The 16842-nt window shown below is 63.6% G+C and carries 16 protein-coding genes; 11 read left to right on the forward strand and 5 right to left on the reverse strand.

From position 1 onward, the window contains the following. Nucleotides 1-43: 43 nt before the first annotated feature. Both IVB40_RS11540 and IVB40_RS11545 read left to right on the forward strand, forming a co-directional pair. Nucleotides 44-1369 carry a polysaccharide biosynthesis C-terminal domain-containing protein gene (locus tag IVB40_RS11540; protein ID WP_247818908.1) on the forward strand — a complete coding sequence of 442 codons (1326 nt, stop codon included), beginning with the start codon at nt 44-46 and terminating at the stop codon, nt 1367-1369. A gap of 57 nt (nt 1370-1426) precedes the next feature. Beyond that, nucleotides 1427-2995, forward strand: a complete 1569-nt coding sequence (locus IVB40_RS11545; RefSeq protein WP_247290300.1) for a hypothetical protein — start codon at nt 1427-1429, stop codon at nt 2993-2995. 2 nt (nt 2996-2997) lie between these two features. Here the strand turns inward: IVB40_RS11545 and IVB40_RS11550 are convergent, their stop codons facing one another. Continuing rightward, complete coding sequence (locus IVB40_RS11550) at nt 2998-3957, reverse strand: NAD(P)-dependent oxidoreductase (RefSeq protein WP_247290298.1); 960 nt, start codon at nt 3955-3957, stop codon at nt 2998-3000. 165 nt (nt 3958-4122) lie between these two features. Between IVB40_RS11550 and IVB40_RS11555 the strand changes: the two genes are divergently transcribed. Next, nucleotides 4123-4920, forward strand: a complete 798-nt coding sequence (locus IVB40_RS11555; RefSeq protein WP_247290296.1) for an FkbM family methyltransferase — start codon at nt 4123-4125, stop codon at nt 4918-4920. 2 nt (nt 4921-4922) lie between these two features. On the opposite strand, the gene IVB40_RS11560 is transcribed toward IVB40_RS11555, so the two are convergent. The 3 genes from IVB40_RS11560 to IVB40_RS11570 all read right to left on the reverse strand — a co-directional run bounded on the left by IVB40_RS11560 (nt 4923) and on the right by IVB40_RS11570 (nt 8104). Beyond that, nucleotides 4923-6077, reverse strand: coding sequence for a hypothetical protein (locus IVB40_RS11560; protein WP_247290294.1), 1155 nt, complete (start codon nt 6075-6077; stop codon nt 4923-4925). Nucleotides 6078-6167: 90 nt separating this feature from the next. Beyond that, complete coding sequence (gene neuC / locus IVB40_RS11565) at nt 6168-7361, reverse strand: UDP-N-acetylglucosamine 2-epimerase (RefSeq protein ID WP_247290291.1); 1194 nt, start codon at nt 7359-7361, stop codon at nt 6168-6170. Further along, nucleotides 7358-8104, reverse strand: a complete 747-nt coding sequence (locus tag IVB40_RS11570) for an acylneuraminate cytidylyltransferase family protein (protein WP_247290289.1) — start codon at nt 8102-8104, stop codon at nt 7358-7360. Before IVB40_RS11570 ends, neuC begins: the two co-directional genes overlap by 4 nt. A 182-nt stretch (nt 8105-8286) precedes the next feature. Between IVB40_RS11570 and neuB the strand changes: the two genes are divergently transcribed. The 8 genes from neuB to IVB40_RS11610 are packed head-to-tail and all read left to right on the forward strand — an operon-like array spanning nt 8287 to nt 15210. Then, the gene (neuB, locus tag IVB40_RS11575; RefSeq protein ID WP_247818909.1) at nt 8287-9369 is read left to right on the forward strand and encodes an N-acetylneuraminate synthase; all 1083 of its coding nucleotides are present in this window, start codon (nt 8287-8289) and stop codon (nt 9367-9369) included. Continuing rightward, nucleotides 9366-9986, forward strand: coding sequence for a NeuD/PglB/VioB family sugar acetyltransferase (locus tag IVB40_RS11580; RefSeq protein ID WP_247290285.1), 621 nt, complete (start codon nt 9366-9368; stop codon nt 9984-9986). Before neuB ends, IVB40_RS11580 begins: the two co-directional genes overlap by 4 nt. 12 nt (nt 9987-9998) lie before the next feature. Then, the gene (locus tag IVB40_RS11585) at nt 9999-11039 is read left to right on the forward strand and encodes a nucleotidyltransferase family protein (protein WP_247290283.1); all 1041 of its coding nucleotides are present in this window, start codon (nt 9999-10001) and stop codon (nt 11037-11039) included. After that, a complete protein-coding gene (locus IVB40_RS11590; protein WP_247290281.1) occupies nt 11036-11848 on the forward strand; it encodes an SDR family oxidoreductase in 813 nt (270 codons plus the stop codon). The genes IVB40_RS11585 and IVB40_RS11590 overlap by 4 nt, the downstream gene beginning before the upstream one ends. Before the next feature lie 37 nt (nt 11849-11885). Further along, nucleotides 11886-13067 carry an N-acetyl sugar amidotransferase gene (locus IVB40_RS11595; RefSeq protein WP_247290280.1) on the forward strand — a complete coding sequence of 394 codons (1182 nt, stop codon included), beginning with the start codon at nt 11886-11888 and terminating at the stop codon, nt 13065-13067. 47 nt (nt 13068-13114) lie between these two features. Continuing rightward, the gene (hisH, locus tag IVB40_RS11600; RefSeq protein ID WP_247290278.1) at nt 13115-13753 is read left to right on the forward strand and encodes an imidazole glycerol phosphate synthase subunit HisH; all 639 of its coding nucleotides are present in this window, start codon (nt 13115-13117) and stop codon (nt 13751-13753) included. 10 nt (nt 13754-13763) lie between these two features. After that, nucleotides 13764-14540, forward strand: coding sequence for an imidazole glycerol phosphate synthase cyclase subunit (locus IVB40_RS11605; RefSeq protein ID WP_247290276.1), 777 nt, complete (start codon nt 13764-13766; stop codon nt 14538-14540). A 4-nt stretch (nt 14541-14544) separates the two neighbouring features. Next, nucleotides 14545-15210, forward strand: coding sequence for a hypothetical protein (locus IVB40_RS11610; RefSeq protein ID WP_247290274.1), 666 nt, complete (start codon nt 14545-14547; stop codon nt 15208-15210). Here the strand turns inward: IVB40_RS11610 and IVB40_RS11615 are convergent, their stop codons facing one another. Then, nucleotides 15211-16524 (reverse strand): aminotransferase class III-fold pyridoxal phosphate-dependent enzyme, encoded by a 1314-nt coding sequence (locus IVB40_RS11615; RefSeq protein WP_247290265.1) that lies wholly within the window; start codon nt 16522-16524, stop codon nt 15211-15213. It lies immediately after the preceding gene. Between the last annotated feature and the right edge of the window lie 318 nt (nt 16525-16842).

Raw genomic sequence — 16842 nt, forward strand, 5'->3', positions numbered from 1 at the left:
CTTGCAACCGATGTCGTCGTCCGGCGGAGATGGAAACAGCGCGATGCGACTTCGTCTGCTTGATCTCGTGACGCGTCCGGCGGTTGCCGGCACGGTCGCGGCGCTGGTGCTGCGCGCGCTGACGCTGGCGAGCCGCTTTCTGCTGTCGTTGCTGCTGGCGCGCATGTTGTCGCCAGCGGAAATGGGACAGTACGGCCTCTTGACCGCGACGCTGGCCTTCGCGCTGCTCGCAGTCGGTCTGGAGTTCTACTCCTACACCTTGCGCGAACTGGTGCCGGCCACGCCTGAGCGGCGCGCGCGCATCATCGCCGACCAGATGGTGCTTGGCACGGCCGCGCTCGTGGCGGTCGGCATCGTGGTTGCCGTCGCGATCGCCGCGGGCTCCTTTCCGGCGCGTCTGGCGCCGTGGTTCATCCTGATCCTCGTCACCGAACACGTCTCGCTGGAGGCGACGCGGATCCTGATCATCACCTGGCGGCCGGTGAGGGCCTATATCGGCGTGTTCCTGCGCGGCGGGATCTGGGTGTATGCGATCGCCGTTCTGATGTTCGCGGCGCCCTCGACGCGGACGTTGGAAACAGTGATGGTCTGGTGGGCGCTCGGTGGTATGGCGGCGATTGCCTTTTCTGCGTTCTCGCTCTCCGAATTGCCGTGGCGCGAACTCGGGGGATACCGGCCGGACCTCAAGAACATCCGGCAGGGCCTCTGGATCGCGCGTCCCTTCATGCTGACGGCCGGGGGAGCGCTGGTCATTTCCTATGTCGATCGCTTCGTCATCGACGCCTTCGTCGGCCGCGATGCGCTCGGCATCTACACGTTCTATTCCACGATCCTGATCGGCCTGCTGTCACTGGGCGCCTCGGTGTCGCACCAGTTCCTGCCGAAGGTTATTGCGGGCTATACGGCGGGCAGGGATGCCTATCGCACGGCGCTGCGCTCGTTGTTCTGGTCCATGCTGGCACTCGTCTGTGCCACGATGATCCTGTCGGCCTTTGCGATGAGGCCCATGCTCGCGCTGCTCGGGCTGTCGACTTACGCAGCGAGCATCGGTGTGTTTTACGCCATGCTGCCAGGAATATTCCTGCGCATGCTGGCGGATGTTCCCTCCTATGCGCTCTATTCGGCGCGGTCGGATAAGTATCTTCTGATCTGCAATCTCGGTTCCGCCGCGGTATCGACGGTGCTTAACGTGACGATGATCCCCGTACTCGGCATCTACGGTGCGGCGCTTGCCGGCGGAATCGCCAGCGCGGCGCTGTTCGTGTCCCTGACCGGCTTTGCCGTCCACAGGATGCGCGAGAGCTTCAGGGAACCCGCCGCAACCGAGACGGTCGGCCTTCCCACCGATCCAGACATGCTCTACCCCTGAGGGCGGTTCATAGATAAACGTCAAGACAATCTCACGTCTTAACCCGAGGGGCGCTTCTTGGACGGCAAATTGCAGCAGCGGCTGCTTCCGTTGGTCGGCGCTCTCGCGTCGCCCGCGATTCTGATGACCGTAATCTGGTTCGGGGCGCTTTTCGCTGTCGCCGTCGGGCCGATCGACTATCCGGGACAGCCGTCGATGGCAGTGCTGACCGTGGTTGCGATCGGGCTGGCGGTCTTCTTGCTGTCCTATCGGGGCGGCAAGCTAGCCTTCGATCGCTGGTTCGCAGGCCACGACCGTTCCCCGCCGGCCTCTGCACGACTGCTCAACAACGTCACCTTAGCCGCGTCGCTGTTCGGCATCGTCGGCATCGCGCTGGTGGCGCTTGACCGCACGTTCCTCAGCGGCGTGAGCAATTCCAGCTATGCCGAACTGCTCCGTTGTGCGCCTGGGCTCGTCGACACGGTTGCGATCAGACGCACGCCGCTGCTCTATGGCGGTTACGTGATGTTCTCGTTTGGCTTCGCCTCCCTCGTGCTGTTCTTGCTCAGGGGAGAGGAGATCAGGGGATGGGCAGCGGCATTGGCGCAACTATCCATCATCTCGCCGGTCGGTTATGCGCTGCTTTATTCCGGACGCATGCCGATCCTGTTCGTTCTCGTCTTGGTCGCGATGGCGATGCTGGTGCGCCTCGCACAGGGACGAACGCTTCTGCCGCGGGGCCATTATCTCCTGCCCAAGACCGTGATCGCCGTGGGCGTGTTCGCGGTCTATTCGAGCGCGATCTGGTCCAGCCGGCAGAACTTCTGCATCCTGATGTCGCCCCTGATCGCCGAATTGCAGCAGGAGACAAACCAGCTCGACACGGCCGCGGCAGCCGGCGCGCCCGCGGCATCAAGCAAAGCCCACCGCTCCAGGCCCGCGGAGGCGATCACCGCAGCCGAGCTCAACAAGCGCGTCGCTGAGACGAAGGCGGTACCGTCACAGGCCACCGGTACGACCTCGATGGAAGCCGTTCTGGCCACGATGCTCGATGCCTGGAACGTCAAGCCGCGCGGCTATGTTGCGTCGGCGATCCAATCTAGCCGTGTGTCGGCGCGCAGCGCGATGATTGGGTTGAGCACGTATTTTTATCTGACACACGGCGTGCGAACGGTCGATATCGTCTGGAAGTCGCGCGACAAGTTCACGCCCCAATGGGGCGTTTACGAGATCGGCGCGCTGTCGCCTTTGCTGCGGATATTCTTCCCGGAGAGCGATCAGGTCGCAATCATGGAGGCCGAACTGCGGGAAGCGCTGATCTATGGCTTCTTTCCGAGCGTCTGGGCCGCCGCCTTCATCGATTTCGGCCTTGTCGGCGCGATCGTCTACGTCGTGATCTGGGGAGGGGTGGCCGGCTGGAGCACGGCAGGAAGCCGGCACTCCGGTCTGATGACGCCGCTGCTGCTGCTCGTGTTCGCGCTCGCCAGCGTCCTGCTCAGTCCGGTTCAGGGACCTCTCGGCGTGGCCAATTCGGCCCTGGTGCTGGTGTCGATGGTGGCGACCGGGCTGGTGCTGGATCTCGCCAGGCTGCGCGCGAAGGCACCACAGGAAGCCGGCGGAGTCGGGCTTAACAGGCCGGCGACTTGATCTCAGCGCGCGGAGATGTTGCGCAGCCAGGCAACGGTTGCTGCGACGCCTTGCTCCATATCGCACGGAAGCGGGCCGCAGACCGCGGCGGTCTGTGCCAGATCGAACTGATACTGCGTGAGCACGTTGTTCAGGCGAAACGAGTTGAACGGAAACCGCTTCAATCCCATCGCGTTCACGGCGTCGCCGCAAAGCGCCAGCGTGTGGGCGACGCCGGTCGGCAGATGCGGGATCGGACGCGAACCGAAGGCGCGTTGGAATGCGTCGCTCCACGCGATCAGATCGATCGGCGTGTAGTCGGCGAGATAGAACGTCCGGCGGTGGATCTGCTCCGCCGGAACGCTCAGCAGACGCCAATACTGGAAGGCGATGTTTTCGATATAGCTGTAGGACTTCCAGAGCGGGTCGTGCCCGACATGGAAATAGTGGCCGCGCTCGATCATGTGCAGGAAGCGCTGGTAGTGCGCGCTCATGCCGGGGCCCCAGACGGTCGTGGGGCGCACCAGGCACCATTCGCGCTCTGCGCCGTCGGCGCTGCGGACGATCTCCTCGGTCCGCACCTTGCTCTTTCCGTAGAGCGTGTCGGCCTTGTAGTCGGTGTCGCTGGTCGGCACATAGCCGACGCGGCAGACGAGCTGCGACGAGGTCCAGATCGCTCGCCGCACCGACGGCGTGCGCCGCACGGCCTCGACCAGGTTTTCGACGCCCTCGATATTGGCGGTGTAGCCGGCAAGGTCGGTCTTCTCGTCGAGGTCGATGCGGGCGGCGAGATGAACCACCCCATCGGGTGCGGCGCCGGTGACGGCTTTCGTCAGGCCGCCGGCATCGAGGATATCGCACACGATATCGGTGGTCTCGGCCGGAACCTTGTCGAGCCCCACGACCTCGCAATGCTCGGCGCGCAGTCGCCGCACCAATGCCTGGCCGATGAAGCCGGAGCTTCCGGTCACGAGTACTTTCATGCTGATGTCGCTGTCTTTGCCGACGGGGCGGTCGCTTGACCGGCTTGCCGGGCTGATCTACCAAACCGACCAGTCGATTGCAAACTGTCGCAAATTCATTGTGAGCAGGGGCATTTTGCGATCGCGATCCTCCACCTCGGCTTCTGCCCAACCGGCGCTCGCTTCATGAAGGCATTCGTCTCTGCCGCGTTTCAGGCCATCAATAACGTCCTGGAACCGATCGGCCTGCGCCTGATGCGTACCAACGCGCCGGTCAGGAATTTCAGTCTGTTCTTCAAGCATCTGAAGTCGCTCGGCTTCAATGTGAAGACGGTGGTCGACGTCGGCGTCGCATTCGGCACGTCGCCGATCTATGATGCATTCCCGCGCGCCAAATACTTCTTGGTCGAGCCGGTGGCGGAATGCCGAACGCTGCTGGAGCAGCTCAAGCAACGGCTCAACGCCGAGTATTTCCTGGTCGCGGCCGGTGCCGAGAACGGCGAGATCACCTTCAACGTCCATGACGACATCTCGGGCTCCAGCATCTTCGCACAGGTCGAGGGCAAGGCGCTCGACGGCGAGGCGCGCAAGACGCCGATGCGCCGGCTCGACTCGCTGTTGCCGGAGACGCTCGAGCACCCGGTGTTCCTCAAGGTCGATACGCAGGGCGCCGAGATCGAGGTGTTGAAGGGGCTCGGCACGCGGATCAGCGAGATCGATCTCATGATCCTCGAAACCACCATGATGCCCATGCGGCATGGCATTCCGCAATTCGCCGACGTCGTGCGCTTCTGCGACGACGCCGGCTTTGCAGTCTACGACGTGCTGGAAGGGCATATGCGCTCGCTCGACGGCGCGCTTGCCCAGATCGATCTTGCTTTCATCCGCAAGGACAGCCCGCTGCGCAGCCAGGCGGCTTATTTCAGCCCCGAGCAGCTTGGCGAATATCTCAAGCGTCCGAGCAAGCTGCAGCGGCAAGCTTGACGTCAGATTTCCGCGAGCAGGATGAACAGGCAGCGGCGCTCGCCCTTGTTGACCATGCCGCCGCGATGCATGCCGTTGCCGTCGAACAGCACGCAATTGCCGTAGTTCGAGGTCGCGGCGAAGTGGCCCTCGCGCAGGCGCGCCACGTCGGGCGAATTGTCCGGCAGGTCGCCGCCGAAGTCGGCCTTCTTGCGCAGGAAAGCCGGCAAGGCCATGAACTTCTTGCGCGCGTCCGGCCGGCGGCCGGAGAAGCCGGAGAAATCGTTGGTGCGGCGGATCATGCCCTCGAACCAGCCGATCTTCGCGTTTTGGCTGCCGCGGATGTAGCAGAACGGGCCGCCATCCGGGCCGATGTCATGGACGTAAATCGCGCATTTCAGCATGCCGTAGGTGGCATCGATGTGCAGATAGCTGCCCCAGGGGTCGGCAAGCTGCGTATCCGGGAACACACGCTTCCAGAATGCTAGATCTTGATCGTTAATCTGCGCATTGACGTGCTTCACGCCGGCGGGGCGGCCCAGATAGGCGCTTGCCGCTTCCATGATGCCGTAGCGCTTGAAGATGGACTCGACGGTCGCGAACGCCTGCGGATCGGCGGAGCGCGTGCACCAGTAGACGTTGTCGTCGAACTTACGCTTCTCCGGCGAAATGTTGGCGCGGCGCTCGTCGAGCTTGGCGAAGCCCGGATTTGTCACGTTGCGGATCTGCTCGATCTCGTCGGGTGTGAGGTTCAGGCAGACGATGCCGTCGGATTTGATCTTGTTGAGCAGCGCCGGGTTCACCGGCTTCGCAGGACGGCGCGTACCGGTCAGCCAGCTGATCGCGCGGCTCGCACGGATTCTCGCGAACATCGAGACGTAGCGCAGCGCTGTCCGCGCATTGAGACCGCTGAAACCAGCCTCCTTGGTGAGCAGCGGCATGTTGTCGTAATCGACGATGCGACGAATGGTGACGAAGGCGAAAGTGCGCGCAAAAACGTTCAGGGCATAAAGCCGCTCACGCAAGGTGGGCTTCGGGAACATGCCGCCATAAGCCGGGTGCGCATCATAGTCGATCGCAGGAATCGTGTTGCCGCGATAGGGCGGAATCGGAAGTTCACCGATCTCGACGGCGCGGGTCGCCGGCGTCACGTCGGAAAGTGATTCGATCGTCGTCATGTCGCGTTCTCCCGGAACGAGCGCCGTTCGTCTCCGGCGCGCCCCCATTTATACAGCCTGGGGTGCTGCGCAGGCAACAATGGACGGGACTTATACGGCCAATCCAGAGGGTTTCGGTGGAGGTGCTAAATCATGGAAATGCTTGGGGAAAGCGCGCCGAAGCTCGATCTTTCGAAGGGTTCCGGCAATGGCCTCTGAGGCCCCGCCGCGGCCGTAGGGCGGATCAACGCCCGGATCGGGCTGGAACCGGCCGTCGAGGACACGTTGGAGACTTGCGAGAACGGCAGCCGAATCGGCCGGGCAGTCGATGATTGAGGCGGCGCGCAGCCGGCCCTTCTGGCGGTCGCCGATGTTGATTGAGGGCACGCCGACGGCCGGCGCCTCCAGGATACCGCTGGAGGAATTGCCAACCACGGCATCGGCGAGCCGCAGTGCAGCCCAGTAGCGTTCACTGCCGAGTGAGGCGAAAAGGTGAGCGCGTCCGGGTCGCGCCGCGACAAAAGCCGAGATCGCGTCATCGATCGCGCGATATCCAGGATCGGCGTTGACGCCGGTGAAGATGATGCTGCGGTCCTCGACCTCGGCGAGCGCGCCAAGGGTCGCGGCAAGATTTGCGGCGTCCGCCTCGGGCTGCGCGGTGGTCGGGTGCAGCGTCACCAGCAGGAAGCGCTCCGGACCGCCGATGCCGAGCTTTGCGAACAGCTCGGCGCGGGTCAGTGTCGGCGTGCTGTCCGCCAGATCGAGGCCCGGCGCGCCGACGTTGAAAACAAAATCGGACTGCTCGCCCATCTGGATCACGCGCTGGCGATAAGGCTCTGCCGCAACGAAATGCAAGCAGGCCATTTTCGTGATGGCGTGCCGGATCGCATCGTCGAATGCACCGGCGGTGATCTCGCCGCCATGAATATGAGCGATCGGAATATTGAGCAAAGTTGCCGCGACCGCGGCGGCCAACACCTCGTAACGATCGCCCAGCACAACAAGGATGTCGGGGGCGAGCTTCGGCAGCACCTCGGCAAATCCGGTTACGCCGATGCCGGTGCCGCGCGCTACAGACTCGGCGCGGTCGTCGGCGAGCGCGAGATCGACTTTCGCGGCGATCTGAAAACCGTCAGCCTCGATCGCCCGCCAGGTTTCGCCGAAGCGCGGCACCAGATGCATCCCGCAGGCGATGATGCTCAGCGCGACGTCGTCGGCCGCCTTTAGCCGCGTCAGGATGCCCCGCAGCAATCCGTAATCGGCGCGCGAGCCCGTGACGACAGCGATGCGGCGGCGTGCGCTCATGTTCGCTGCTGCCACCGCGAAGCATCGAGCATCCCGTGCTCGATGACGTAGGAGGCATAGGCGAGGTCGGCCGCACTCTCGATCTCGATGGAATGCATGCGATCCATCATGATGCCGTAACTCGCGGACGGATCGGCGTAGATCTTGCGATGCCTGCGCATCGCGTCCCAGCCGACCAGGTAGAGTGCGCCGTTCATGGTGACTTCGACGGCCTGATCCTGCCGTCGCTGCGCCGTCGTGGTCAGCATTTTCTCGACGATGCCTCCGATGGAGCCGTCCTTGCCGAGCGTCCCGACGAAGATCGAGGAGACCTCGGTCTCGCGCATGCCGACCACGAGGCTCGCTTTGCGCGCGGCGAAAAGGTCGACGGCCTCGTCAAAATGCGCCGGCGTGGCGAAGGGCGAGGAGGGTTCCAGCAGCATGATCGCGTCGTAGCGCCGCTTCTCGTGCGTCTCGATCCAGTCCATCGCGTGCAGCACCACGTCGTTGGAGGAGGCGGTATCGGTCGCAAGCTCGGCCGGCCGCTCGAACAGCACCTCGGCACCATGCCGCTCGGCCTCGGTCCTGATCTCGGCGCTGTCGCTGGAAACGATCAGGCGCGAGCAGTAGCGGGACTGCCGCGCAGAGATTGCCTTGTAACCGGTCAGGCTGAGGCCGCCGATCTCGCGCAGATTCTTGCCGGGCAGACCCTTCGATCCACCGCGGCCGACCAGCAGGAACAATATCTCAGGCGTTTGCGTCATTGGCTCTCGATGATCCGGCTTCTGTGTCCTTGCGAATCGGCATGATTCGTCGTCCAGCGGGACACCCGCGGGGCCTTTGGACACGCCGCGAGCCGCCCGCCTGCGTTGCTTTTACCAGCGTGCTCGACTAAGACAACCGCTTGATTGGCGGGCGATTTCGCTGCGCCGCGCGACGAAACCCCATGCACCGCCGAACCCTGATCATTGCTGAAGCTGGCGTCAACCACAACGGCGACCGCGCGCGCGCGCTGGCGCTGGTGGAGGCAGCTGCGCGGGCCGGGGCCGACGTGGTCAAGTTTCAGTCGTTCCGCGCCGACAAGCTCGCGACAGCCGAGGCCGCGAAGGCGAGCTACCAGCAGGCGACGACCGGGAAGGCACAGTCGCAGCTCGACATGCTTCGTGCGCTCGAGCTCAGCACTGACGACGAGGTCCAGATCGCGGCGGCCTGCGCGGCCGCTGGGATCACCTACATGTCGACGCCGTTCGACGCAGACAGCGCCACCCATCTGGTCCGCCAGGTCGGGGTTTCAACGTTGAAGGTCGGTTCAGGCGACCTGACCAATGCGCCGTTGCTGCTGCATCTGGCGCGCTTCCGCCTGCCGATCATTCTGTCCACCGGCATGGGGACACTTGCCGAAGTGGAGCAGGCGCTCGGCGTCGTTGCCTTCGGCTATCTCCGCGATGCATCGGCGCGGCCGACGCCTGCGGATTTCGCAAATCTCCTGCTGGATCGCGCGACCTGGACAGAGTTGCGCGCAAAGGTCACGCTGCTGCATTGTACGACCGAATATCCGGCTGATCCGCAATCGATCAATCTGCGCGCGATGGCGATGCTAAACGGTGCGTTTGGCCTGCCTGTCGGCTTCTCCGACCACAGCCGCGGTATCCACATCGCGTCGGCTGCGGTGGCGCTGGGTGCAACCGTGATCGAAAAACATCTGACGCTCGATCGCAATTTGCCGGGGCCCGACCACCGGGCCTCGATCGAGCCGGACGAGATGGCGGCAATGATCGCCGCGATCCGCGACGTCGAGACAGCGCTGGGAGATGGTCGCAAGGTGCCGGCGCCGGAGGAGATTCCAAACCGCGTGGTGGCACGCCGCAGCCTCGTTGTGCTCCAGCCGGTGCGCGCCGGGGAACGCTTCACGGAACGCAATCTTGGCGTCAAGCGCCCGGGCAGCGGTATTCCGCCGATCGAATATTGGAGCTATCTCGGCAAGACCGCCCAGCGCGACTACGCGGCCAATGAGGCGCTGGAGCCATGAGTCTGATCGTGCTTTGCGCCGGCGGTCACGCCCGTGTCGTCATCGAGGCGTTGCTGAGCCGCGGCATACGTCCGATAGCCGCGGCCGACGCCGCGCGCATCGGCGAGGTTATTGGCGGCGTCCGGATCACGGTATCGGACGACGACGTCCTGAAAATGTCCGCTGATGAGATCGAGCTCGCCAATGGTCTCGGCAACCGCGCCTCGCGCCGCAATTCCGGATTGTCCGACCGGCGCGCCCTGTTTGAGCGGTTCGCCGGGCCGGGCTACAGATTTCCGGTGATTGCGCATGCTTCCGCCGTAATCGCCTCCGATGTACAATTTGGCGACGGCGCGCAAGTGATGGCCGGTGCCGTGATCCAGCCCGCGGTGCGCATCGGACGGAACGCCCTGATCAATACGCGCGCAGTGGTCGAGCACGATTGCATCGTGGGCGATCACGCGCATGTTGCTCCGGGGGCGGTGCTGTGCGGGGGCGTGTCGGTAGGCGAGAGCGTTCATATCGGCGCCGGCGCCGTGGTGCTGGGCAGCATCAAGGTGGATGCCGGAGCCGTCGTTGCCGCGGGCGCGGTGGTTAGAAAGGATGTCGCGGCCGGCGGATTCGCCGGCAACGAATAGGATGAGTTTGTCATGAAGGGTGCATTCGTCGTCGGTGAAGGTACGCCATTGATCGAGACGCTGCGGCGGATCGATCAGGGCACGCTGCAACTCGCCGTCGTCGAGCGCGACGGCAGGATCGTCGGTACCGTCACGGACGGCGACGTACGGCGTGCGCTGCTGGGCGGCGTCAGCCTTGATGCTGCCGTCAGCCTCGTGATGAACCGTTCGCCGGTCACGGCCTCCGTCGGCATCTCGAATCCCGCGGCGCTCAATGTCATGCGAAAGCATTCCATCCATCAGCTTCCGCTGGTCGATGCGGAGGGACGGGTGGTCGAGGTCAAGCTGATCGACGACCTTGCGCTCGCGCAACAATCCGATCATTGGGTCGTGCTGATGGCCGGCGGCCTCGGTTCGCGGCTGAAACCACTCACGGACGACATTCCCAAACCGCTGATCCGCGTCGGCGACAAGCCGATCCTGGAGACCGTGCTCGGCGGTTTCGTGAAGGCCGGCTTTGGCAAGTTCTTCATCTCGGTCAACTACAAAGCCGATATGATCCGCGACTATTTCGGCGACGGTTCGGCCTGGGGCGTGGAGATCGACTATCTCCAGGAAAGCGAGCGGCTCGGCACTGCCGGAGCCTTGTCGCTGCTGCCGGAGCGGCCGACGCAGCCATTCTTCGTGATGAATGGCGATCTGCTGACGACGGTGAATTTCGAGCAGATGCTGAAATACCATCGCGAGCACCAGGCTTTCTCCACGGTCTGTGTGCGGGAGCATTCGGTGACCGTGCCGTTCGGCGTGATCGATTTCGACGACCATCGGCTGCTCGGCATCCGCGAAAAGCCGACGCAGAAATTCTTCGTCAATGCCGGCGTCTATCTGCTCGACCCCGGCGTGCTGGATCATCTCGATGCCAACGAGGCCGTCGACATGCCGACGCTGATCGAGCGCACCATCGCGAAGGACAAGCCTTCGGTCGTGTTTCCGCTGCGCGAGTACTGGATCGATGTCGGCCGCCTCGACGATCTGCAGCGTGCGTCCGACGAATTCCAGAGGATATTTGGATGAGCACCGAACGCTCGCTCCGCGAGATGATGTCGCTTAACGGCCGCATCGCTGTTGTCACCGGCGGCGCCGGCCACATCGGTCGCGCGATCGCGGCAGGTCTCGCCGAACTCGGCGCCGCCATCGCGCTGGTCGATATCGCGGCGTCCGCGGGCATCGAGGCCGCGGCGAAGCTCGCCGCCGATTACTCCGTCAAGGCTACGATGTTCGATTGTGATTTCGAGCAGGGCGACGCCGTAAAGGATCTGCCGCGCCGGGTGCGCGAGGTCTTCGGGGGCATCGACATCATCGTCAATTGCGCAGCCTTCGTCGGCACCAGCGGGCTCGAGGGTTGGGCGGTGCCGTTCGAACAGCAATCGGATGCGACCTGGCGCCGGGCGATCGAGGTCAACCTCACCGCGCCCTTCGTGCTGATCCAGGCCGCGGCGGAGGACCTCGCCAAATCGGGCCATGGCAGTGTGATCAATATTTCCTCGATCTACGGCCTCGCCGGGCCCGACTGGCGGCTCTACGAAGGAACGGCGCTCGGGAACCCGGCCGCCTATGCCGCGAGCAAGGGGGGGCAGATCCAGATGACGCGCTGGCTGGCGACCACGATGGCGCCAAAAGTGCGGGTCAATGCGGTCGCGCCCGGGGGGGTCTTCAGGGCCACGCCGGAGCCGTTTTTGAGCCGCTATGTGGCCCGGACGCCGCTTGCCCGCATGGCACGCGAGGACGATATGAAGGGCGCTGTGGCCTACCTTGCGAGCGACCTGGCAGCCTACGTCACGGGCCAGTGCATTGCGGTCGACGGGGGGTGGACGGCGTGGTAAGCCAGCAGCAAATCATGCAATTGCAGGAATTTCCGAAATGTTGAGCTGTAGTAAGTGCTTACTGCCGGAAACGGCAGAGGCAACATCGTTCGACGAGACCGGTTCGTGCAGCGTCTGCGCCCAGATCGAGGTCCGTGACACCCAGATCAATTGGGACGAGCGCCACGCCCAGATGATGGAACTGGTTGCGCAATACCGTGACAAGGGTCTGTACGACTGCATCGTGCCCTATTCGGGAGGCAAGGACAGCGTCTTCCAGCTCTGGTACGTCGTCAAGAAGCTCGGTCTCAAGCCGTTGGTGGTGCGCTTCGACCACTGGTTCTACCGTCCGCTGATCGAAGAGAACAACACCAGCGTGTTCAAGCAGCTTGGCGTCGACGTGCTGAACTTCACGCCGAACTGGCATGTCGTGCGTGAGCTGATGCTGGAATCGCTGAAGCGCCGTGGCGACTTCTGCTGGCACTGTCATACCGGCATCTATGCGCACACCATGCAGATCGCGATCCGCTACGAGACGCCGTTGCTGTTCTGGGGCGAGAGTCTGGCCGAATACCAGTCGTTCTATTCCTACGACGAAATGGAAGAGGTCGACGAGAAGCGCTTCAACCGCGCGATGAATCTCGGCATCACCGCCGACGACATGTACGAGTTTTTGGGGGGCCGCGTCGCCAAGCGCGACCTCTATCCCTTCGTCTACCCGCCGCGCAAGGAGTTGATGCGGATCAAGTGCCGCTCGATCTGTCTCGGCAGCTACATCAAGTGGGACACCAAGAAGCACGTCGAAATCATCAAGCGCGAGCTCGGCTGGAAAGGCCAGGAGGTCGAGGGCATTCCGCCGGAGTACGATTACGAGAAGATCGAGTGCTTCTTCCAGGGCGTGCGCGACTACCTGAAGTACATCAAGCGCGGCATGGGCCGGACCAACCATCTCGCCAATATCGACATCCGCAATAAGCGCATGACCCGCGAGCAGGGGGAAGCGCTGGTGCGCGAGTTCGACGGCAAGCGGCCGCCGAGCCTCGATCTGTTCCTCGACTATCTCCAGCTCACGGAGGAGCAGTTCCTGGGGATAGCAATCAAGCACGAGGTCAGCCCGTGGCAGTTCTCGCCGAATACGGTCGAGCCGGGTCGCCGCATGCCGGACATGGACAAGTGGAACAACACGCAGGTGCCGTGGCCGAACCATCCCGGCGTCGAGATCGGCGGCGGCAAGGGATAGGCAAAGGTTGATGGGAGGCGCGGAGACCGCGCCCGGGGGAGCAGGCGATGTCAGGCGTAGCGATCGTCGATTACGGCATCAACAATGTACGCTCGGTGAAGAACGCCGTCGAATATTGCGGCTTCGATCCGGTCGTGACCCATGACGCCGACGCGATCGCGGATGCTTCCCACGTCATCCTCCCCGGCGTCGGCGCGTTCGGCGACGCGATGAGCAACATCCGCGCCCGTGGCATCGACGAGATGCTGGAGCGCCAGGTCCGCGAGAAGGGCAAGCCTTTCCTTGCGGTGTGCCTCGGGATGCAGCTGCTCGCCAACACGTCGGAGGAACATGCCGACGACGGCGTGGCGCATCGTGGGCTCGGCTGGTTCGATGCCGACGTCTGGCGGCTGTTGCCGAACGATCCCGCTTTGAAGATCCCGCATATGGGCTGGAACATGGTGGCGAAGGAGCGTGACCATCCGATCCTCGCCAACATCCGCGAGAGCAATCTGGCGTTCTATTTCGTGCACTCCTTCGCGATGCGTTGCAGGGATGCGGGCGACGTGGTCGGCTTCGCCCAATACGGCCAACCGGTGACCGCGGTCATCGCGCGGGACAATATCGCCGCCACGCAGTTCCATCCCGAGAAGAGCCAGGACACCGGGATCGAGCTGATGAGCAATTTCCTGCGCTGGAATCCCTGAAGCCTTTGCGATGCTGAAGAAGCGCCTCATCCCGAAATTTCTGCTGCGCGACGGCAGGCTCGTCAAATATGTCCGCTTCTTCGAGAACGAGCGCGTTGCTGGCAATCCGGTGACGACGGCGAAGGTCTATAACGACTACGGGGTCGACGAGTTGATTGTGCTCGACATCGTGCCGAGCGCGGCCTCGCGCGGCCGCGTCGTCGACATCATCGAGCGGATGTCGGAAGAGATCTTCATGCCCTTCACGGTCGGCGGCGGGGTCAAGACACTCGACGACGTCAACATGCTGCTCCGTGCCGGCGCCGACAAGGTCTCGGTGAATTCGGAGGCGGTGCGGCGCCCGGAATTTCTACGCGAGGCTGCACGCACCTTCGGCGACCAGTGCATGACGGTGTCGATCGACTACAAGAGGATCAGTCCCAATCACGCCAGCGTATTCATCGACGGCGGCCGCGAGCATGCCGCGCTCGATCCGCTCGAATGGGCGCAGCGCTGCGAGGACCTGCATTGTGGCGAGGTGCTCCTCGGCTCGATCGATCGCGACGGCACCATGAGCGGTTACGACCTCGAACTGATCCACAAGGCGGCAAGCGTCCTGAGCGTGCCGCTGATCGTCTCAGGCGGCTGCGGTTCGCTCCAGCATGCGATCGACGCGCTCGAGGCCGGAGCGTCGGCGGTAGCGATCTCCTCGATGTTCCTCTTTACTGACCACAGCCCGATCAAGCTGCGCAGTCATCTGTTCTCGCGCGGTCTGGACGTGCGCGCCAGCTTCTCGAGCAGGAATTAGGACGATGCAGCTTTCGCTGGCCCGTACCGATCTTGTCCACTATGTGCGAAAGCAGTTCGAGAACTTGTTTCCTGATGGCGCACACCTCGGCGATCTCCCGAAATTCGTTGAGCTTGCGCTCGGCCGGATCGATCATTGCTTTTCGCGGGTGCGGCTGAAGGGATTCTTTGCGAACGGCGAGGCGCGATTCTCGCACTGCCACTCCGACCAGTACGCGATCTTCCTTTACTATCTCGCCAATTCGGCCTTTCGCGAACGGCCCGGCCACCCCATCGCGGACAAGGCCTACGCCTTGAACAAGGCGCTGCACGCGCTTGACGCGTTCTACGAGGTCGAACTTCCCGACGTGTTTGCGGTCCAGCATCCGGTGGGCACCGTGCTCGGTCGCGCCACCTACTCGGATTACTTCATCTGCTACCACAATTGCACGGTGGGCGCGAACCTCGACATTGACTATCCCTCGTTCGGGCGCGGCATCGTGATGTATGGCGGCAGTCGCGTCATCGGCAAGACCGAAGTGGGCCAGAACTCTTTCGTCTCGACGGGCGCGATCGTAATCGACGGCGGCACGCTTGCCGCCGACAGCGTCTTGCATGGTATTTATCCGAAGGCAGCGCGCTCGCCGACGTCGCGCAACGTGGTGCGCGATATCTTCGGGGTGACGAGCTGATCAGGTCAGACGCTTGAACCCGGAGTGAGCGACGGGGCCGCGCAGCAGTTGCCTGACGGCCTGCTGATCCACCGCCGTGCGCAGCTCGCGGAATACCTCGCCCACCGTTTCCAGGTAACGGTCGATATGGGCGTCGGTGTGCGACCACATCGCGTAGAACGAGCCGGTGGCGAGGATGCCGCGGTCCAGCATCATCTGCGTGAACAGCGTGCGCACCTCCTGCGCGTCGGGCAAATCGAAGGCGAAATGGCCGAGCGGCGAGATGCCGAAGACATGCAGCGGCAGGCCGGTGGCCTGTGACGCCTCGGTCCAGCCCTTCTGGATGCGCGTGCCGATCCGCATCAGATGCCGCGCGACGTTTTGCTCGCGATGCTTGCGCAAGGTGGCGAGCGCCGCGACCGGGCCGACGCGCTCGGTCCATGCCGTCGAGCTGACGAAGGTTTCCTGCGCAGCGTCCATCACCGAGGCGCGGCCGATGATCGCGGCCATCGGGAAGCCGTTGGCGATGGCCTTGGCAAACACGGCCATGTCAGGATCGACGTCATAGGCGAGATGCGCACCGCCGGAATTGATGCGGAAGCCTGAAGTCACCTCGTCGAAGATCAGTGCAGCGCCGCAGCGGTCGGCGAGCGCGCGGATACCCTTGATGAAGGCCGGTTCGGGCTCACTGGAGCGCACCGGCTCCATCACGATAGCGGCTAGCCGTTCGCCATGGGCGGCGACGATCGCCTGGATCTCGTCGAGCTTGTTGAAATGGAATGGATGCATCAGGCCGGCGAGACTACGCGGCACACCCTTGGTATCGAGGCCCGGCAGCAGATGGCCGTCGAGCGCTGTCGTCTCGCCAAGATTGGCGCTAAGATACCAGTCGTGCCAGCCGTGATAACCGCAGAACGCCACCATGTCGCGGCCGGTCGCGGCGCGCGCGATGCGAACCGCAATCGCCATGGCCTCGCCGCCGGCGCGCCCGAAGCGCACCATGTCGGCCCAGGGATGCAGCTCGACCAGGAGCTCCGCCAGCTCGATATCCTCGGCGCAATTCAAGGTCGACATCGAGCCCATGTCGATTGCCGACTTCACGGCGGCGTCGACGTCGGGATCGGCGAATCCCAGAATGGTGGCGCCAATGCCGCAATAGCTCATGTCGAGATAGGTCTTGCCGTCGAGGTCTGTGACCTCGGCGCCCTTGGCCGATTTGAAATAGGTCGGCCATTGACCGGGAAGGAACATCTCCGGACGCTTCGATAGCAACTGGGTGCCGCCGGGCATAACGGCACGGGCACGCTCGTAGAGCGCTCGAGCGGAATTAGACATTGCGCTTCTCCAATACGGTCGTGCGATCTAGATCGATACCTCAAAGCGACACCGGCTTGCAAGGAGCTCTGGTGCCTTAGCAGAAGGGGCGCGTTGCAACGTTAAGGTGCCGCAAGCCGGGCAGGTGAAGCGCGGCTCAAGATCCGATAGCCGCAGTCGTCAGACGATCCATCTGCGCTCAGGACCGCGTCGTGGCCGCAGCGATAGTCGGCGCTGTTAGCGAGGACGTCGCGCTCGTCCATTGCGCGCATCTGCCGAGAGTGATCCTCACCGGGCAACCGTCAGCGCGTGCCTGCCGGAGTCGAGTTGAGATCATCG

The sequence above is a fragment of the Bradyrhizobium sp. 40 genome, from assembly GCF_023100925.1.
In the GTDB taxonomy this organism is placed as follows: domain Bacteria; phylum Pseudomonadota; class Alphaproteobacteria; order Rhizobiales; family Xanthobacteraceae; genus Bradyrhizobium.

Coding starts and splice junctions, on each gene's coding strand:
- IVB40_RS11585 (WP_247290283.1), top strand. CDS start 9,999: ATGAAGGGTGCATTCGTCGTCGGTGAAGGTACGCCATTGATCGAGACG.
- IVB40_RS11550 (WP_247290298.1), bottom strand. CDS start 3,957: ATGAAAGTACTCGTGACCGGAAGCTCCGGCTTCATCGGCCAGGCATTG.
- IVB40_RS11570 (WP_247290289.1), bottom strand. CDS start 8,104: ATGACGCAAACGCCTGAGATATTGTTCCTGCTGGTCGGCCGCGGTGGA.
- IVB40_RS11555 (WP_247290296.1), top strand. CDS start 4,123: ATGAAGGCATTCGTCTCTGCCGCGTTTCAGGCCATCAATAACGTCCTG.
- neuC (WP_247290291.1), bottom strand. CDS start 7,361: ATGAGCGCACGCCGCCGCATCGCTGTCGTCACGGGCTCGCGCGCCGAT.
- IVB40_RS11605 (WP_247290276.1), top strand. CDS start 13,764: ATGCTGAAGAAGCGCCTCATCCCGAAATTTCTGCTGCGCGACGGCAGG.
- hisH (WP_247290278.1), top strand. CDS start 13,115: ATGTCAGGCGTAGCGATCGTCGATTACGGCATCAACAATGTACGCTCG.
- IVB40_RS11610 (WP_247290274.1), top strand. CDS start 14,545: ATGCAGCTTTCGCTGGCCCGTACCGATCTTGTCCACTATGTGCGAAAG.
- IVB40_RS11580 (WP_247290285.1), top strand. CDS start 9,366: ATGAGTCTGATCGTGCTTTGCGCCGGCGGTCACGCCCGTGTCGTCATC.
- IVB40_RS11560 (WP_247290294.1), bottom strand. CDS start 6,077: ATGACGACGATCGAATCACTTTCCGACGTGACGCCGGCGACCCGCGCC.
- IVB40_RS11615 (WP_247290265.1), bottom strand. CDS start 16,524: ATGTCTAATTCCGCTCGAGCGCTCTACGAGCGTGCCCGTGCCGTTATG.
- IVB40_RS11540 (WP_247818908.1), top strand. CDS start 44: ATGCGACTTCGTCTGCTTGATCTCGTGACGCGTCCGGCGGTTGCCGGC.
- IVB40_RS11595 (WP_247290280.1), top strand. CDS start 11,886: ATGTTGAGCTGTAGTAAGTGCTTACTGCCGGAAACGGCAGAGGCAACA.
- neuB (WP_247818909.1), top strand. CDS start 8,287: ATGCACCGCCGAACCCTGATCATTGCTGAAGCTGGCGTCAACCACAAC.
- IVB40_RS11590 (WP_247290281.1), top strand. CDS start 11,036: ATGAGCACCGAACGCTCGCTCCGCGAGATGATGTCGCTTAACGGCCGC.